Annotated in this window: 22 protein-coding genes; 7 read left to right on the top strand and 15 right to left on the bottom strand. The window is 46.5% G+C overall.

Translation table 11 applies throughout. The features are described 5' to 3' along the window. Positions 1–202 precede the first annotated feature (202 nt). The 4 genes from EV12_RS03310 (at position 203) to EV12_RS03295 (ending at position 3,350) form a co-directional block, all read left to right on the top strand. Entirely contained in the window at positions 203–622 is a 420-nt protein-coding gene (locus tag EV12_RS03310; RefSeq protein WP_241466998.1) for a hypothetical protein, read from the top strand. A 243-nt stretch (positions 623–865) separates the two neighbouring features. Further along, positions 866–1,264: a trigger factor family protein gene (locus tag EV12_RS03305; RefSeq protein WP_036911911.1), complete on the top strand. Its 399-nt coding sequence runs from the start codon at positions 866–868 to the stop codon at positions 1,262–1,264. 235 nt (positions 1,265–1,499) lie between these two features. Further along, complete coding sequence (locus tag EV12_RS03300; RefSeq protein WP_413314690.1) at positions 1,500–2,090, top strand: peroxiredoxin; 591 nt, start codon at positions 1,500–1,502, stop codon at positions 2,088–2,090. Between the two features lie 510 nt (positions 2,091–2,600). Beyond that, complete coding sequence (locus tag EV12_RS03295; protein WP_036911908.1) at positions 2,601–3,350, top strand: phytochelatin synthase family protein; 750 nt, start codon at positions 2,601–2,603, stop codon at positions 3,348–3,350. A gap of 173 nt (positions 3,351–3,523) precedes the next feature. Here the strand turns inward: EV12_RS03295 and EV12_RS03290 are convergent, their stop codons facing one another. The 5 genes from EV12_RS03290 to EV12_RS03270 form a co-directional block, all read right to left on the bottom strand. Next, positions 3,524–4,021 (bottom strand): DUF1543 domain-containing protein, encoded by a 498-nt coding sequence (locus EV12_RS03290; protein ID WP_036911906.1) that lies wholly within the window; start codon positions 4,019–4,021, stop codon positions 3,524–3,526. A gap of 496 nt (positions 4,022–4,517) precedes the next feature. After that, positions 4,518–4,823: a hypothetical protein gene (locus EV12_RS03285; RefSeq protein WP_036911903.1), complete on the bottom strand. Its 306-nt coding sequence runs from the start codon at positions 4,821–4,823 to the stop codon at positions 4,518–4,520. Between the two features lie 135 nt (positions 4,824–4,958). Continuing rightward, positions 4,959–5,180: a hypothetical protein gene (locus EV12_RS14440; RefSeq protein WP_036911900.1), complete on the bottom strand. Its 222-nt coding sequence runs from the start codon at positions 5,178–5,180 to the stop codon at positions 4,959–4,961. Between the two features lie 345 nt (positions 5,181–5,525). After that, positions 5,526–6,173, bottom strand: coding sequence for a methyltransferase domain-containing protein (locus EV12_RS03275; RefSeq protein WP_036911897.1), 648 nt, complete (start codon positions 6,171–6,173; stop codon positions 5,526–5,528). A gap of 344 nt (positions 6,174–6,517) precedes the next feature. Further along, on the bottom strand, positions 6,518–6,796 hold the full coding sequence (locus EV12_RS03270; protein ID WP_036911895.1) for a hypothetical protein: 279 nt from the start codon (positions 6,794–6,796) through the stop codon (positions 6,518–6,520). Between the two features lie 135 nt (positions 6,797–6,931). On the opposite strand from EV12_RS03270, the gene EV12_RS14435 reads away from it, so the two are divergent. Beyond that, the gene (locus EV12_RS14435) at positions 6,932–7,075 is read left to right on the top strand and encodes a hypothetical protein (protein ID WP_193742263.1); all 144 of its coding nucleotides are present in this window, start codon (positions 6,932–6,934) and stop codon (positions 7,073–7,075) included. A 67-nt stretch (positions 7,076–7,142) separates the two neighbouring features. On the opposite strand, the gene EV12_RS14760 is transcribed toward EV12_RS14435, so the two are convergent. The 3 genes from EV12_RS14760 to EV12_RS03260 all read right to left on the bottom strand — a co-directional run bounded on the left by EV12_RS14760 (position 7,143) and on the right by EV12_RS03260 (position 8,190). Beyond that, positions 7,143–7,277 (bottom strand): hypothetical protein, encoded by a 135-nt coding sequence (locus EV12_RS14760; protein ID WP_255327649.1) that lies wholly within the window; start codon positions 7,275–7,277, stop codon positions 7,143–7,145. Between the two features lie 69 nt (positions 7,278–7,346). Further along, the gene (locus EV12_RS13980) at positions 7,347–7,496 is read right to left on the bottom strand and encodes a hypothetical protein (RefSeq protein WP_193742130.1); all 150 of its coding nucleotides are present in this window, start codon (positions 7,494–7,496) and stop codon (positions 7,347–7,349) included. 499 nt (positions 7,497–7,995) lie between these two features. Then, positions 7,996–8,190, bottom strand: coding sequence for a hypothetical protein (locus EV12_RS03260; RefSeq protein WP_036911889.1), 195 nt, complete (start codon positions 8,188–8,190; stop codon positions 7,996–7,998). 816 nt (positions 8,191–9,006) lie between these two features. Between EV12_RS03260 and EV12_RS03255 the strand changes: the two genes are divergently transcribed. Continuing rightward, positions 9,007–9,717, top strand: coding sequence for a DUF4079 domain-containing protein (locus EV12_RS03255; protein WP_036911885.1), 711 nt, complete (start codon positions 9,007–9,009; stop codon positions 9,715–9,717). A gap of 1,064 nt (positions 9,718–10,781) precedes the next feature. Here the strand turns inward: EV12_RS03255 and EV12_RS14890 are convergent. From EV12_RS14890 to EV12_RS13975, 4 genes are all read right to left on the bottom strand, one after another. Continuing rightward, positions 10,782–10,910: a hypothetical protein gene (locus EV12_RS14890; RefSeq protein ID WP_342626214.1), complete on the bottom strand. Its 129-nt coding sequence runs from the start codon at positions 10,908–10,910 to the stop codon at positions 10,782–10,784. Between the two features lie 235 nt (positions 10,911–11,145). Beyond that, positions 11,146–11,337, bottom strand: a complete 192-nt coding sequence (locus EV12_RS03235) for a hypothetical protein (RefSeq protein WP_152562363.1) — start codon at positions 11,335–11,337, stop codon at positions 11,146–11,148. A 236-nt stretch (positions 11,338–11,573) separates the two neighbouring features. Beyond that, the gene (rpsU, locus tag EV12_RS03225; protein WP_011130394.1) at positions 11,574–11,750 is read right to left on the bottom strand and encodes a 30S ribosomal protein S21; all 177 of its coding nucleotides are present in this window, start codon (positions 11,748–11,750) and stop codon (positions 11,574–11,576) included. A 1,597-nt stretch (positions 11,751–13,347) separates the two neighbouring features. Beyond that, on the bottom strand, positions 13,348–13,521 hold the full coding sequence (locus EV12_RS13975; RefSeq protein ID WP_193742129.1) for a hypothetical protein: 174 nt from the start codon (positions 13,519–13,521) through the stop codon (positions 13,348–13,350). Positions 13,522–13,692: 171 nt separating this feature from the next. Here EV12_RS13975 and EV12_RS03215 point away from each other — a divergent pair, with 171 nt between their 5' ends. Beyond that, positions 13,693–14,469: an ion transporter gene (locus EV12_RS03215; protein ID WP_036911867.1), complete on the top strand. Its 777-nt coding sequence runs from the start codon at positions 13,693–13,695 to the stop codon at positions 14,467–14,469. A gap of 262 nt (positions 14,470–14,731) precedes the next feature. On the opposite strand, the gene EV12_RS03210 is transcribed toward EV12_RS03215, so the two are convergent. The 3 genes from EV12_RS03210 to EV12_RS14535 form a co-directional block, all read right to left on the bottom strand. Beyond that, positions 14,732–15,115, bottom strand: a complete 384-nt coding sequence (locus EV12_RS03210) for an MAPEG family protein (RefSeq protein ID WP_036911864.1) — start codon at positions 15,113–15,115, stop codon at positions 14,732–14,734. Positions 15,116–15,485: 370 nt separating this feature from the next. Continuing rightward, a complete protein-coding gene (locus tag EV12_RS03205; protein WP_036911861.1) occupies positions 15,486–15,911 on the bottom strand; it encodes an NUDIX hydrolase in 426 nt (141 codons plus the stop codon). 205 nt (positions 15,912–16,116) lie between these two features. Beyond that, the coding region (locus tag EV12_RS14535; protein ID WP_241477266.1) for a hypothetical protein at positions 16,117–16,408 on the bottom strand (292 nt) is incomplete at its 5' end.

The following is a 16,408-nucleotide window of genomic DNA, read 5'->3' as shown; positions in this document are numbered from 1 at the left end:
TAGCAAGTTGCAATAACCTATAGAAAGCGGTGAAGGATGGAGAAAATATCGCCAGCCCCACAGAATGTGAAACCAATAAGTAAAGCCACGCTTTCCACGAGTTCTTATTCATTGCGATGACTTAAGAATCAGTACGTTTAGAGCTAGTATTTGCCATACTGTCAATCACTTGATTCCTTCGATTTCAGTTAGATCAGAGTTAATGATGACATTTCTTAGCTTCATGATGAGTTTTCTAGTCAGTATCTCACCAGTGGTCCCAAGTGCATTAGCACCGGAGTTGACTTCATTTACATGTGATGGGAATCTTGTTGAGACAACGATCTACAACAATGAGAATGGAGCATACAGCATAGTCAAAGCATATGAAGAGCTTGATGCTGGCGCTTTTGTCGTGATCAACCTAGAGAATTCGAAGCTGATGCTGCCAAGAACATTCAACGTTGGCGAAACCAGTTTTACTGATGGTAAGTGGTGGTGGAGCTATGAAGATCATCAACATCCAACCTTCCAGCGTCTTACAGCGCTGGGTGAAATTCAAGAATTCAACTGTGAAGCGCAGCCGGCTAACATTGGCTTAGGTATGGCCACTCCCTTGTCTATCAAGTCAGTCTCCAATTAGCCACAATCAAATGGATAGATTCTCAGCGTTGCTCATAATGATTCATCCAAGTTGACAAAGAAGCACCTCCAGTGAGCTAGGGATGCACAGAACAGCGTTTAAGGAAAATCAGCGAAAGAATACTAGTGTGAGGGTTATGAGAACACACGTCCTTTTGATGAGCCTCCGTCGTCCTGGTGCAAGTGCTGTAGGGGTTAGTGGGTCTGTTGCTATTGCATTGTCACTGCTTAAGGAGTCTTACCAATGACGAAGTCAGGGTTGAGAGTCAAAGTCAGTGAGTTGCCAGACAACCACATCTCGATAGAGATAGAGGTGCCAGCAGCTCGCTGCAAATCAAGTTATGAGGCTGCCTTATCGCGCCTAGGTAGCGCGATAAGGCTTCCAGGGTTCCGTCCAGGAAAGATTCCTAAGCAAGTGATCATTCAGCAGATCGGTATTGCACGTATCAAAGCAGCAGCACTAGAGAAGCTCATCGATATGACATGGAAGGAAGCTATCGTTCAAGAATCTATCGAACCAATTTCTGAGGCACAGCTCAAAGAAGAACTTCAAACTCTTGTGGATCGTTTCAGTACTGATAAAAGTGTGACATTCACTCTTGAAGCAGAGGTGCTTGCAGCAAAGAAAGAGGAAGAAGAGTGAAGAGACTACCGGTCAGAACTGGAAAATTTAAATCAACGTGTAAGCTCAGAGAGTCACTAATAACTGTTGCAAGTCTTAAGGGGTCTGACTAAGGATTAGACCTCAATTCAACGCAAGCTGTTGGTGCTAAATAAAAATCAAGGGCGATTGTCTCATGAATCAAATTAAACTGGTTGAGATCACAATCTTATGATTCGTTTGCCACATTGGCTCCGGCATGCAGTTGTTCTGACTAATGTCTCATGCAGTTGGTTTTCTACCGGTGAAACGATCTGAACTCTTGAGAGTCATAAAAGGGGCGGCAGTGTTGAGTATCAGCCAATGTCTAGCGCGCCCAAGCCAAGCCTTGGCAATGGATGGAAAGCTTCCTGCTCTAGACGCTCAAGCCCCAGACTTTGAGCTAGAGGCCGCTGCTCAAGATGGTGCGCTGGCAGAAAAAATACAACGTGATGCCTTTCTAGGCAGTTGGCTGGTTCTTTACTTTTACCCTCGCGACTTCACGAGTGGCTGCACACTCGAGGCCCGTGGATTCCAGAGAGATCTCTCAGACTTTAAAGCTGCAGCTGCTGCTGTGGTTGGAGTCAGCGCTGATGGCACCGAAGAACACGTGAGTTTTTGTAGCAGCGAAGGTCTTGGATACACACTCTTGTCTGACCCGGGTGGAGTCGTAAGCGAAAGGTATGGATCATGGACCTCACCATTCAGCCAACGTCACACCTTTCTGATTGATCCCGATGGCATCCTTCGTGCTCGCTGGGCGAACGTAAGTCCATCTCGCCACAGTCAAGAGGTGCTCAGCACACTTAAGCAGCTACAGAAGAAATAGATGAGAGGCAATCATCAGAAGCGGCATGGTTGAACAAAGATCTGACATCGTCGAATTTTACCTACAATAAAAATGAGACCCAGAACACCAATCAGAGTTGAAATAAGCTTAAGATCCGGAAAATATAAACATGCATCAGCGTTAAAATATAAGACGGTAGAAATAATGTAAGAAGGGCATATTATATTGCAGGGGGGATTGGGAGAACAGGGTTAAAATCGTAGCTGACAACACTGCCATGATCGAGGCTCTTGATAAAGTTCTTGAGCTACTTGAAGAGCTTTCTGCTGACCTTGGGGTGAGTGAACTAAGCTCTGAACCGATCATACACTCGAAGTAGGTATTAAATGCGATCAATATCCCAAACAGGTGAAAATAACGGCGTAGATGTTTTGAGATTCGCTGGATATTGTGTATAAATTGAAAGTATTCATACTGTAAGGGTTCATCTGTACTCTCAAAAAATCTAAAACTAGATAAGATGGAGTTCCGCTTAGTATAGGTGAAGCCATGCTCTTTAATCCTGATCAACAATACAAGAAAGCTAAGCATTTCATTTGGATAACATCTCCCAGAATCGGCTTGGTGAGTTTTGCTCTGATAGTAATCCCTTGGTCTAATCCTGCCCTAGCGGAAAAACTAGTTCCAATAACTACCTCAGAAGGAATGGTCTTGTTGCAAAGAAGCAAGTCTGTATCAGATTACGCCTCGTTAATGGAAGCTTTTCTGACCCAATCAAACCTTGCCTATTGCGGGGTTGCCAGTGCCGTAATGGTTCTAAACAGCCTAGCAATTCCGGCGCCTCCAGTAGATGGTTTCAGAAACTACAACTTCTGGACCCAAGACAATATCTTCACTTTTAAGCCCTCTAAGAGTTTAATTAGCCCAGCCAAAGTCAGGCGTCAAGGAATGACACTTCAAGAAGTGCAAAACCTACTCAGTCATCATGGTGTTTCTTCAAAGCGTTTACACGGAGATATCCTGAATCTTTCAGCGTTTAGATCACATCTAAAAAATAGTCTTGACGATTCTAGTGATCGCTTGATCGTTAATTATGACAGAAGAGTTCTTGGTCAAAAAGGAGGTGGGCACTTTTCTCCACTAGCAGCCTATGACGCTATTAGTGACAAAGTTCTAATCCTAGATGTTGCCCGATATCGCTATCCTTCTGTATGGGTAAAAACGCATGATCTATGGAAAGCAATGCGAACATTAGACGGTATATCAGGGTTGCAGAGAGGGATACTCTCTATTGACTAGCTTGGAAAGTAAAAGACAATCATTGAAAGACTCACTGCTCGTGAATATAGTATCTTGACATAGAGAGCTAATAGCATAGTCGAATCAAGCTCGCTATAAAATCTAATTTTACCAAATCTTCTCTTACAAGGAGCCAGCAGAACCATGAATAAAGACCATCGAGAATATGGTGATCAAGCGATAACCCAGTAGCCACTCCAGTCGGGTTTCATGCCATCATGTCGCCCCTTAGGATCGATCTCCAGGACGACTGAATATCCTTGTAGACGAATGATCGCTGCGTGATCATCCTTGTGTATCTGGTCCATCGGATCGAGCCAGCGGCGACGTGCCTCCCCCTTGGCAATCTGGGCTGTGGGCGCCACCACAAGTTCCAAATGATGCTGTTCAAGCATTTCGCCAGCCTTATAACCTCCCAGGTTGATGAACCAGAGATTATTGGCCTCGCTTGTATCAACTTTGTCGACGCAAACCATTGTGATCCGATAGCCATCCACGTAGCGAATCAGCTTGTAGCTGTCCACGTGCAACCCTCGAGGGTTGCCAATCCATTGTGATTTCAGCTGCGCAACTGTTGCTTCAATCGTGTCTCCCACCACCCAGCGCACATCGTGCATCTCCACGTGTCCTCCGCGCGTCCTCCCGCCCAGCACAACAAGGTAGAGATTCATCTCTATAAAAGACTAATCAGGGAAAAGATCACTTTTGATGATTAAAGAGGAATACGGCACGGAAGCTTCACTTAAGCCAGCTTGCTGAAAGAAAAGAGCAAAGGCCAAAAGACACTTTGAAATTAGACCATCAGCTATTCCTTTTGAGGCCTCCAAAGCAACAATACAACCCAAAGTGTAGATGAGACAACGATCAATGCCTCGACAAGGTATGTGTGCATACTAAATTCTCTCGTACATCCCAATGTTAACAAACATGTTTAATGAAATGAAGCAAAAATGCTTAAGCCTTATTAACGGTATGGAAAGTTTAAACTAATCCCTATATTAAACCATTAATCAATCCCTTATTCCGTTCATCCTGCCTTACGGGCAAAGCCTCCTGGAGTAAAGCACGGGGGGCCTATAGGCATACAAATAAGGACAACCACCGACATTAATTGCCAACAGACTGCACTGGGACTGCTGGCTCTAGACTTTTTGTTAATAATATCGATCAAGTCGATTCATTGTTGCGCGCTCGTTTTACCGCCAGACCAGCTTCTACAGCCGTTGCTCCAGCTACAAACAAGAGACCTATTAGGCCAACTAATTGATTTCTTTGATCATTGACAGGGTCAATGTCTTGACCCAAGACAGCACCAATAACAATCCAAAGACTAACGATCGCGGAAGTAATCCAATAGGCCCTCCACCTACGTTGGTAGAGGTAACCAGCCCCAATACCTGGCAAAATATTTAATGCAACAGCAACCCAGCCAGCAGAAGATGCAACAATTTGATTTTTGGTCGACTTATCCATGTGAAAGAGATAAACATTTCAAATTATAGCAAATAAAAGTCATTGAATAGACGACATGCAATGAGGCATCAATAGACATTCGGTTACGAGACAAAACCAATCAGTGTAAATTTTAAACAGTTGACTTATAAACTACTAGTTTGCTTGGCCCTCCTCCTCCATCAGCAAATACAATACTTCTAAGTCCTGAATGGATTCAGCAACTTTACGTCTTAAAGAAACCAGTGATTCAGGGTCCATAGCAGACTCTGCAATCATCAGTTTTGCCTGATGAACAGCATGTTCTAGGTTTCTAGCTTTAAGCTTACAAATATGCTTATTGACTTTGCATTGCTGAAGAGTATGGGAGTCAATCATAAAATCAATACATCAATCAAATCATTCAGCAAACAAAGGAGGCCTTGATTTTACTCTCTTTCTATTTTAGCTCTCACGAAAGAGTCACTGTTTGATTTTAAGCTCCTCCTAATAGTCCTAAAGCCATCAATAGCAATAGAGTGACTTAACCTTCATCTTTTGTATTAATCATAGTCAGTTAGGAAAAGCAATACTCTCAGGAATTAAGCAACCACTAATTAAGACTAGAGAAGAGGCGATGGATTAGCAATGTCTCGATAGAGCCTGGTGTAAATGTACCCTTCATGCAAAGAGTCTCGACATGGTTGTCAACTCAAATCACTAACTTAGTTGGCTTTACTGAAATCAAGGCTTTGTCGCGATAACCGCAAAGAAAGGGTCGCCTTTGCCGCCTAGCAAACCCAGCACACCTTTTGAACGAGTTTCCTCTGCGATGATCTCAGGCTTTGGCCAACCCTGAGCCATCAGCACCTTGGAAATGTAGGTGAAATGATCACGGTCATCGCCATCCCTCCAGATCTGCGGAGCTTTCGTGAAAAACATACGATTCGAGAACGCAATGATGACTTGACCCTTAGGGCACGTCACCCTCCGTAACTCCTCAGCCATCTTCTCAGGCTGCTGAAGGTATTGCCAACCGGCAATGATGAGAGTCGTATCAATGCTCTCATCCTTAAGCGGAATAGACTGGTTGAGATTGAAATTCTGAACCCAATGGCTATCAAGCCGGTTGTTTGCCCCTAGTTCCTTTTCATTGAGGCCATGACCAATAACACGGTCATAGATGACGTCATCAGGCAGGTGAGACACCCAGCTCGACATCAAGTCGAGCACTGTGGAGCAAGGCGGAACCTTCTCTCGATAAAGCTGTGTCAAACGCCCCCGAAATGCCTCGTCCAGATGATGAACGAAACGAGGCTCAGCATAAAAAAGCACGTCATCGTTCTGATCGAGCTTGGAACGTTGTTCGTTTCGAAGGACTTGAACCGCCAAGGGGATTGGGAAGCGATGTTTAGTCTGGCCTCGTCCAAACCAATCCGCGAGTCAATAACCTCAAGGCCTCACAAGATTCAACTGACCTAATATCTGTAAAATATGCTCGCCATAGTCGACTTTTGCGAGTTTCTCTCTATAGATCATTTCAGTGCCAATCCACTCGAGCAGATGAGTTTAAGCTGCCAAAGAGGATCTTTTACGAGAATGGTCTATCGATCTTCTTACCAAGAATTGCAGCTACATGCAGGGAATAGAAAGCCCCCGCACTGGCAGAGGCTTCAGTGCTCGCAACCGAGCTTGTAAGTCATTCGTCCTTACCCCCACCAAAATCCTTTTCATGCCTAGAGCGAGCTGGCCTCCTTTTCTGTGGCAGGCTCAGCGACAGGTGCCTTGATGGCTTGCTTGGCCTGCGGTAATGATGTTTGAAGCTCCACAATCTGTGCTTCAACCTTGTTAACTGAATCGAGCAAATCGGCCCTTACATTCTCAAGATGAGAAACCCGTTCTGCGTTCTGGCGATCCTGAGCAGCCTTGTACTCAGAATCACTGATCACATAAACGCGAGGACCTGTTTTGTAGAAGCGTGGACTAGAGAAAAACTCGTCATAAAGGGAGTACATGATGTTCTTTGATAGATCTCTACATCTTGGTAGACGTAGATGCCTAGACCGTACAAAAACAGTACGGAGAACCAGGCCCGGTTGGGATTAAAAATCCACTCCAAAGTGACATTTGTACGGTAATCACCAATAAAGTTGCCTCGAGGAATAGATGGCTTGATCAAAAGCACTCCTCAACAGCTGGGCCTCGTCGTTACCGGCACACCGTTGACTGCGATGCTCATCAGCCACGGGAAACAAACGGCTGAGACCTCTTTTTTCAACCCTGGGCTTGAATAACCGGGGCAGAAATGCCCATCCCCAAGGCATTTTCTAGTTGCACATCTGTTGATCCCACTGCTCCATATCAAGTCAGGGCCTTGATGTAGAGGTCTGCCGCTACCTTGTGATTGCCATCCCAGAAAGGCATTTTTGTGGTTGCATCAGTTCGTTCATGCCGATCACCACGTTGCTCATTGGGTAATCCAGTGATGCCTTCCACTCCAATTTCACCATTTAACGATTGGCCATCCGCTCGCCAAATCTCAACGCAATAGACGGGACTTTGAGATCAGCCAAGCGGATAGCCCTTGTCTTCCAAGGGTTCATCAAAGCTCACTTGATCGCGTGAATGTTCGATCACTCCAACATCATCATCCAAGTGGTAAGCACGAATACATGTCTTTGGATCATTGCCTACATCGGTTTTTCTCTGGATCATTCATGATCTGTATGCGTGGAGATACAGCGACTCACTCCCTTGGGTGCCCGGATCATCCAAGGGTCTTTCCTTGCTCACGCACGAATCAATAGGTTGGTCTAGAAGGAACGGCAGAAGGTTTTTTCGATCTACGTCAGCGGCCTTCTTTAGGAACCAAGTTCTGCAGCTCTAGCGACTTACAATCTCCAATCACGTTCTCTCCGGATTTCTGTTTTAGTAAGCTTGATATACCCAATCTAACGCAAGCCGCTGTCTTTACGATCAGACATGGCTGCACGGAGTGAGCAGGGCTCAAAGAAAAATCAAATGGAGAACAAATACTGCCGATCAGCCTATAAAGATTGTAGGCAGTCTTGACAACCGATAATTGGTAATTCTGGCAATAGATATTGACCCGTTATTTCCATAATCAGAAAGAGTCTAGCTCTGCTGAATCGTTTGAATCTTTAATGAGATTACCAGAGCCTTCTCCTGTCTAGAGTCACAAAGATGACAGCCACTAAAGCCTTACTTTGGTGACCTCGGCCTGAATCGCTGATGGTCCAGTGGAAACCTTGATAGGACGTCTGGTGAAAATCTCAACACGAATGCCCGCGCGAGTAATCGCGATTAAAGCCTTGCTTAAAAAGGCTGTGCTCACGATAACGGCTAGCGGCCAACGCCAAGCCATCAACAGCTCAAAAAGGCCACCCATCTGTCGCCTCAGTTAGGAGCTAGTCGTAGCTCACCTCACCTATGACCAGCAAGCCCTGAATCATTAGTAGCAACAGTTCAGCCTTTACCTGATCTTCTTCGATAGGGTTCCCGCCTGATTCACATGACTGAATTGCATTCGACTTAGCTCTTGCTTTGACACAACTGCAAAAAAGTTGCTCTTAGCCTCTAGGCAAGCCAAAACCTAGGCGAAGCAAGCGAAATCTGATTAAATTCGATCGGCATGCGGAACGAATGAAAGAACTTATCTCGTTCATTCGCCACTCGACTCAAAACCTCACTCCAAGCCCCTTCACTCCCACTGATTGAATTTGATGCAGACTGATAACGGCAGCAAAGTATCGACATATGCGTAGGCGCAGTTCTTCACTCCAACCCCATTGCCAATTGCTGGCCTATTATCACGATCGCTCCTGCTTGTATCAGCAAATGCATGGGGCCTAAGAAACATTCCTGATTGCTTTACCTACATCCTCTTAGATCCCAATCAAGCTCTATTAATCACTGTTGCAACGGCACAGGGATTTAGGCTAATTAAAAATGCTTACTCACCTAGCCAAGGAGCTGAAATATTCATTCACTCTCACGAATTAGGGGGGTTTGTAGAATGACTCAGCAACATCAGCCACCTGAATTCCCATAAGCTCCTTCGATAGGGAGGGAATCAGGGACCCAGAAATGGAGAGATTCTCCATCGAGTTCAACTCAATAAGCTCTAAGCGATGGCGTGCAGGCTTTTGGCACCATTGCTAACCCAATGGTGTCTCCCTTTTGATTCCCCGGCCAGACCCTCACCATGCAGACCGTTGACTGGATCTGGTTGCTACACCCGATTTTCGCCGTAGTTTTGATCTACCCCCTACTGGGGGTAGTACTAAACCTGTCACTTCAGACCCGCAGTCGTCGGCTAAAACGCCAGAACGAAAGTCCCGCCAATGTCGGGAGTGTGCACAGCAATCTCGGGCGATGGCTCTCAGCCGGAGTGGTCGCAATCGTGCTGCTTGCTCTGGTCGTAATGATCAGCACTGAACATCCGCTGATGGAATTTGAGGGAGGTCTGATCCGTGCTGGATTACTTCTACTGGTGCTCATTGGTAGTTGCATCGCTTTGCTGACAACCTGGCGAGACAAAAGACCCACCTATCGAGCATGCTTCTCCTTACTCTGCTGGGCAGGTGTCATCGTCCTTGGGATGCAGCCGGAAGTATTCCGCCTCGGTGACAACCCCCTAAAAGCAGAATTCTGGCAATCGCATTTCTGGGGTGGCATTGGTCTCGTTGGTCTGATGCTGTTCTCGCTGGCATCCCGACAAGAAATCCTGCGTGATCTGCGCTGGCGATGGCTGCACATCACCGCCAATAGTCTTGCGGCGGTGATCTTCCTGGCAGAAGCAATCACCGGTCCAAAAGCCCTACTAGAGATCCCCCTGAGCTGGCAAAAGCCTTACATCCAACAGGCAAAAGCCGAGCGGGTAGCAAATTACACCCCGAATGTTCCTAAGGCGTAGGAGTTGTTGTGCGCGCCGCCAAACAGATCAAAGATGAGTTCTAAGCCGTGCTGGTCTTTCGACTGATGCCAATCGAGCGCTTGCCATGGTTGCAATTGGGAAAGAAGGCGTCCATGCCATCAGCGTTCTTCAAACTGGTGAAACCCAACAAATAAATGTAGGAGTTCTGCAAACAAAAGATTCTCAGAAGGGATGCAAATGATCACTGTTGCCAGCTCAACTAAGCACTCAATCAGCTCTCAGGCCTAAGCCGATAATCAAAGTGAACAGAAGCTCCTTATAGAGCTGCATCGTGTGATGAGCGAAGGCACCAAAACAAATCAAATTGCTGCTGAAACGGCTGCTGTGATTGAAGCAATCCAGTTGGCAACGCTTGGTTGACCGTTTTTAATCAGCGAAGGTTGACCATGAACAAAGCTTGCAGCGCAACGCCTTTTAAGCATGAGACATCAATGCCACATACCGATTCAGTCTGCAGTGCCAGCGCACTGGGATCAGGCTCATTGCTGAACTTGATCCAAGCCACTGCATTTCTACAGAAGCGGCAAGAACCTATGTTCAGCGGAGAAGGACGAAAACAAAAAGCCTCCACGACCCTAAGGGTGGTACGAATAAGAAAAGCCCGCACTAATAGCGGGGCTTTTTCATGCGCTTCAACAAAAGCCTTCACTTCCTTTGATGGTTGAGGCGATTGATGCTGCTAGACGGAGCGATTTAAATCTTTAGCCAACGGGACTATTGATCGCAGCCCAAAGGAATAGAGAGACATTTGCGGCAATTGCCAAACCTACGGAGGAGACCTTCTTCATGGATCATCCAGAGAACCCTTCCACTGCAGCAAATCACGTTGTGCCTTTGCCAGAGTCTGTCAGTAAGCCCTCACAAGGATATGAAAAAAGGGCCCACTGCTCAACAGAGGAATGGGCACTGATCCTGAAGTTGATGTGGTCAGGAAGAGCTTTGAAAAAGGTTGGTTCTTGTGCATTCGCTCACTTCTTTGAACAATTAGTGGCAACTCCATACTCAGCTGAGCAAGGATGTAAATGATCAATTGAATGGCTGGGCTAATGAGCCGCCACGGTTACACCATCAGCTATCGCGATGCTCAGAGTCATCGGTGCGAATTCTGTGCCTATGCGAATGACTCTTTTGAGGCCAGGCAGGTTGCCATGGAAACGCTCAAATTCGTCCATGAGCATCCAAATGCGATAGATCACATTCTTCGCTCAAGCTAGGACAACTACTTGAGCCCTAGAGCTCAGCCTTCGTAAACCATCCAGCAGGTAGCTATAGAGGTCAGGGATATCCTTGAAACTCTTGCTACTTGCTTAGGTCTAATTCAAGTGCCAATGCCATATTTAGTGTGCTAACTAAGCAATAAGAACTTATCGCCCTACTGATGGTGTGATGGTGGCCATGGTTGATTGCCTAGGTGACCACTTGCCGCCCAAAGATTCGTTCGCTTCCGCTCGGCCGAAACGCATCCAGAGACAGAACAGCTAATAAGAACTTGATCTCAACTTGACTCGGCTGGGATTTACCGTTCCAGCGCCAGTGAAAACCGTTCACACAAGTCGTGCAAAAACGACGTTCGCCATTTTCTCGGAGCACCGCTTGCACCACTAACAAGGAACTGGCGCTAGGAGGTATGGCTTCAGTTGAAGCATCAAACCGAGAAGATTGAGGGCCAGCTCAATCTGCGCAGATAAGCCATGGATGCGTAAATGCTGTCGAAGCTCTAATCGCAAATTAGCAAAACAATCATTCCCAGGAGAATCTTCTTGGACCCAAGCAGCAAACATTAGCCATCAAAGCAAGAGCTGCCAGGAGGGATCAACTGCACGATTGGAGTGGAATCAACGCCTGCGACTACGACGACGTTGCTGAGCCTTGCGTTTGTACTTCTCGACTGGGGTCTCGTGGTGACGAATGCGCTTGAGATCAGAAAAAATCCCAGCCTTAGAGACTGCTCGCTTAAAGCGACGAAGGGCCGATTCAACGCCCTCATTCTCCCCTACCGTGACCTGAGCCATAAGCAAATTCAACCAATCAACGAATTTACCAGGCCACCTCTCGTTAGAAATTCACCAACACAACAACAAGGTGTGCGGCATCACCTTGAGAATTGGAGATCTGATCAATAAACCAAGCCTATGTAAGGCATCAGGATCTGGTATTTCCATTGATCCAAGGCCACTCTTGTCGGTACTTTTACCTACATGAAGAAAAGCCAATTCAAAGCCAGAACCAGCGATCTCTACGAGGCCATCCTGATTGCCTCAGAGAGGGGACATCTTTGGGGTCTCGATCGCTCCAGAACAGCAAACCAGACGCGCCTGGTTCCTAATTCTCGCCAACACGGCTAGACAGTGAACCGCTGATTACTCACTTCACTCTGGCTCAACAGGATCATTTCGCTCAGACATTCCTTTGCTGATTCCGCTAAGACCTTAGTTCGCTACAAATAGGTCGCTTCGATCCCAAGAGAGACCAATTTGACAACCAAATACAAAGGGCAAGTGTTGTTTACGAGACAGACACCCTTTTAAGCAAGATGTCTTCTCAGGCAAGCCCTAGTCCGCTGAAGATCCACTGCTGCATCCTGACAAGATCTACCAAGCAAAATCTGCCAAAACCCACCAACGGTTCTACTGAACTAATCACTTGCTCAGAAGGACCTGCTGCACATCGAGCTCTTGTGATGGGCCCACACCTCTTGAGAAGTGCTATCAAAACAAGGAAGTATCAAGGCAGCAATGACCCATCTACCTTGCCAAACCTCGGCCCGATTGCTTCCGGCAAAAATCATGGTGAACGGCTTTCCAAACGAATAAAGCGCGCCCCCAGGCGACAGGTTCAGGGGGACTGTTCTCACTCATTCAAGTTAAGAACTCACGATTGATGTAAACAGGTGGCTTCACAAGTCTTGTCGGCTAATTGGTCAGCTCATGCTTGACAGGAGTCCGTTTATCAGATCCCCTGAAGCCAATCCGGGCAGCGAGCAATAGCCCGTATCGCAGGACTCCAGATCTAAACAAGAGCAGATTGGCGATCATGCGCCTATCTGACACTTACCGCCTTCGGTCTTGTGTGATCTATCAGTTCTTAATAAAACCCCGAAATCCTTTAAGTCGCTATTTCAGCCTTTGGTTCACTTAGCCCAAATGCTGACCAGGCTGTTGCCCTGAAAGGTTTCTCAACAATAGCTTTGTGGTGGGCAATACAATCCAATTTCCACTCAGAAAATGCAGCCATTGCAGAAGAAATCAAAAAACAAATACAGTCAAAGCCACTGATGGGTCAATTCAAGCGTTAAAAACGAACCCAACAACTGCTGAGCGATGGAGATGCATTGATTAGCAATGGTCACCTTGTTTAGGCCTCCGACCAGTATGGTGCTGGCTGGATAGCTAAAGACCTTTAAAAGATGGGTGTGTATTTTCAGTTCAAAGTGGCTTCTTGAGTATTCAGCACACCAACTTTATAAACAATCACGATTGAAAATGCCCTTAGAGATCAAGCCTCAGACCACTTAATCTAGCAATCAAAACTACTACCACTTAGGGATTAAGATGTCGACAGAACAATTCCCTAAAGCAAGCAAGGAGTTGTTCATGATTGATTAATTTCTCATTTTTTCTTTTGATCACCTTCCTTCACCTTGGTCCAATCAAAAATTCCTTGAAAGTCGCCAAAAATCGAGCTGATCGCAAACATCGCAATGAATAATACTCCGACAACCACAATTGCTCCAAGCGTAAGTGGGCTCAGCTCAAGAGCCATCGCAAAAACAAGAGCAAACATGACTCTCCACAAGACATCTGCATCATCCTCTCAGAACAAGGTCGAAGCTGAAAAATCAAGAAAACAAAATATTCTGTTCATCACTGCCAGGCAAAGTCAGGGGAACAGCCAAGCTCAGGCTCCCACAAGCGGCCCATGCCTAGGATGGATTGAACAAAAAGAGAGGAAGCCTTGGGGACCATCACGGGATTCCGCCTCAAACTGCATGAACAGGTAATCAACCAGACCCCAGGAGGCAATACATCGATATTCAATAAGTTAAGTGGCGCAACAATTGCTGTTTCAATCTTTTTTGCAGTTCTAAGCACTGAAAATCAAATTGATTTTCAGTTTGGCGGACAAATAGATGCAATCGATTGGATCATTGGTTGTCTATTTTGTATTGAATATTTTTGTCGAGCATGGACTGCCCCACTTGAGGGCAAATATGGAGAGGGTGTAGAAGGCGCTATTCGCTACATGCTCTCACCAATGGCCATTGTTGATCTGATTGCAATTGTCCCCTCCTTCATAGGCGTAAGGACAGAACTAAAGATCCTTAGAATCATTCGTCTTCTTACGATTCTAAAGATTGGGCGAAGTGAAAGATTCAAGCAAAGCATGCTTCATTTTAACTATGCACTGAGATCCAAGAGCCAAGAGCTGCAGATATCTACTGTTTATACATTATTGCTTTTACTAGTTAGCAGCACATTGATGTATCTTGCAGAGTCATCTATTCAGCCTGATCTATTAGGGTCAATACCAAGATGCCTCTGGTGGTCAATTAATGCAGTCAGCTCAGTGGGGCATGGAGATTCAGTGCCAATTAGTGCGGTAGGCAAGATTATCGCTTCAGTAACTTCTCTTATGGGAATTGGCGCCATAGCAATACCTGCCGGAATTCTTGCCGCAGGTTTTAGCGAATCAATTGCTGTGCAGAAGAAGAATCTTGAGGAATCTGCTTAGAAAAGCATTACTTGGAAACCAATTCACAGAAATTGATTCATATTAAACAATCAAATCCTAGATTCTAGACAGAATTGGAAAGATGAGAATTTTACCTTAAGCTGGCCAGGCAAAGGAAGGCATCACTATCTCTCGGCATATTTTCTGCTAACCAATCAATTAGCCAATGGTGCGCAGCCTCTGCAAACGAAACTCACAATGTTGACCTCTGGAAGAAGAGGCCAATATTGCCGATGGAAGCTTCCTATAAGATCGCGAACTATTAGTTAAATAGACCAACAATTGCCATCACCAGTAGAACTGCGCTGGCAAGGAGGCTAATGGCAAAGCCTGGCCCTCTCAACTTGGCCGCTTTCCAATAGCCAATGCCATAAGCAATGCGTGCGCCCACCCAGATGAAGCCAATCAAGCAGGCAACAGACGTGTTGCTAGAAAGAGCTGCTAGCCAGAACACCGGCAGGAAGAACATCATCTGTTCAAGGGTGTTTTGCTGAACACGTAGCACTCGCTCAAATTCTTCTGGCCCACTCGTTGCTGGAGCTTTTACCTTGTGCTGGCTTCGTGCAAATGCCACAGCAAACATGGTTCCTTGATAGACGATCGCGGCAGTCAAGGTGACAACGGCTGGAAGCACAGGAATGGTCATGAAATTGGTATCAGCACAATGACTTTAAGGATGCCATCTGAATTCCAGCCTTGATGACCAGCGAGAGGGGCTGTGCCTCTCTGATGAAGAGCAGTGTTTGTCTCTGCATCGCCGCTTGGTTCAAGCAACTAGCTGACCAGAGCCAAGACATTCATAGCTGCCCAACTGAGGGGAAAGCTCCTCCATGAAGTCGTGCACTTGACCAAGGTGATCATCATCGTTGGATTAGGGGATGCCATCCCCCCTCAATTTCCCCAAAGCCCAACAAAGAGATAGTCCTGTCCTGCATTCTTGGCAAGGGATCGGCCTACAAGACCTTCTGCATCGAAATTCCGCAAAACCTCAAAACATTGCTCCTCACAACCTGGCTTCAGTCTGTCTCTGAGAGCTGACGCTGCAGCACGATATCCAGCCCTGGCGCAATCGGTCTGAACTCCCTAAGTCTGGGGCTCCAGATGGCACCACTCGCCAGCTCCTCCAAGTTCGCCAGGGTCATATCCTGACCCTCAAGCAACTGCAATTGGCCAAGGGAAACACACAGTGACCCTCGAAACACATGCGCCACAAGCGTGCTGCTGTGGTTGCTGAACCAAGGAACGAGGAGATTCTCAGGTGCCCAGTTGATTTCCTCGACAAGTTCACGGTTCACGGCCTGAAAAGGCGTTTCCCCTGCATTCAGGTGGCCTCCAAATAATCCCCAATGACCTGGAAACAAGATTCCTTCGATGTCATCACGAAGCTGAAGGAGCCAGCGGCCATCCCTTTCCAGCACAGCAAGAGAGACCTCGTGCGTCATCGCTTCATTTCGAGGAGTCGTTACCCATAACGCCAGCCTGCCGCCCCCTTGTACTTAACGTCTTATAGACCCGCCAAAAGGTTCAAAATTCGGCTCATCAGGTTTTGTTCCGTAAACAGATGAGTTGTCCAAGGCTATTGACCTTGAAGAGGGCGTGACTACGGGGCCAATCATGCACACCCCAGCAATAGGAAAGAAAAGGCAGCTAGCCAATTCCTGGAATATGAAAAGGGAGCTTGTCGTCAAAGGCCACTAGCCAGCGCTGCACCGCTGGCACACGCAACAAAGCCAATGGCACAACAATATTCAGAGCAATCCAGACGAAACCAAGGATTGCTCCGATTCGTCCACCCTTCTTGAGCAAACTCTCTTTCGGCTGCGGTTCGTCCATCGAATCACCGCTCATCAAGCTTTCTGCATTATGCCCTCGACCAACAAGGAGGCTCATTGGAGCCCAATTGGGAGGCTGATCAACAAAAAAAAGACCCTCGCGTGAA

Source organism: Prochlorococcus sp. MIT 0701, assembly GCF_000760295.1.
Classification (GTDB): Bacteria; Cyanobacteriota; Cyanobacteriia; order PCC-6307; family Cyanobiaceae; genus Prochlorococcus.
The sequence above is the reverse complement of the archived record's forward strand: the minus strand, read 5'-3'. Positions and strand labels throughout refer to the sequence as shown.

Excerpts from the sequence above, each read along its gene's own strand:
- EV12_RS03290 (WP_036911906.1), bottom strand. The coding sequence starts at position 4,021 with ATGAATCTCTACCTTGTTGTGCTGGGCGGGAGGACGCGCGGAGGACAC.
- EV12_RS03295 (WP_036911908.1), top strand. The coding sequence starts at position 2,601 with ATGCTCTTTAATCCTGATCAACAATACAAGAAAGCTAAGCATTTCATT.
- EV12_RS03260 (WP_036911889.1), bottom strand. The coding sequence starts at position 8,190 with ATGGGTGGCCTTTTTGAGCTGTTGATGGCTTGGCGTTGGCCGCTAGCC.
- EV12_RS03305 (WP_036911911.1), top strand. The coding sequence starts at position 866 with ATGACGAAGTCAGGGTTGAGAGTCAAAGTCAGTGAGTTGCCAGACAAC.
- EV12_RS03270 (WP_036911895.1), bottom strand. The coding sequence starts at position 6,796 with ATGTACTCCCTTTATGACGAGTTTTTCTCTAGTCCACGCTTCTACAAA.
- EV12_RS03285 (WP_036911903.1), bottom strand. The coding sequence starts at position 4,823 with ATGGATAAGTCGACCAAAAATCAAATTGTTGCATCTTCTGCTGGCTGG.
- EV12_RS03300 (WP_413314690.1), top strand. The coding sequence starts at position 1,500 with ATGTCTCATGCAGTTGGTTTTCTACCGGTGAAACGATCTGAACTCTTG.
- EV12_RS03205 (WP_036911861.1), bottom strand. The coding sequence starts at position 15,911 with ATGACGCACGAGGTCTCTCTTGCTGTGCTGGAAAGGGATGGCCGCTGG.
- EV12_RS03255 (WP_036911885.1), top strand. The coding sequence starts at position 9,007 with ATGCAGACCGTTGACTGGATCTGGTTGCTACACCCGATTTTCGCCGTA.
- rpsU (WP_011130394.1), bottom strand. The coding sequence starts at position 11,750 with ATGGCTCAGGTCACGGTAGGGGAGAATGAGGGCGTTGAATCGGCCCTT.
- EV12_RS13975 (WP_193742129.1), bottom strand. The coding sequence starts at position 13,521 with ATGTTTGCTCTTGTTTTTGCGATGGCTCTTGAGCTGAGCCCACTTACG.
- EV12_RS13980 (WP_193742130.1), bottom strand. The coding sequence starts at position 7,496 with ATGATCCAGAGAAAAACCGATGTAGGCAATGATCCAAAGACATGTATT.
- EV12_RS14890 (WP_342626214.1), bottom strand. The coding sequence starts at position 10,910 with ATGGACGAATTTGAGCGTTTCCATGGCAACCTGCCTGGCCTCAAAAGA.
- EV12_RS03210 (WP_036911864.1), bottom strand. The coding sequence starts at position 15,115 with ATGACCATTCCTGTGCTTCCAGCCGTTGTCACCTTGACTGCCGCGATC.
- EV12_RS03310 (WP_241466998.1), top strand. The coding sequence starts at position 203 with ATGATGACATTTCTTAGCTTCATGATGAGTTTTCTAGTCAGTATCTCA.
- EV12_RS14440 (WP_036911900.1), bottom strand. The coding sequence starts at position 5,180 with ATGATTGACTCCCATACTCTTCAGCAATGCAAAGTCAATAAGCATATT.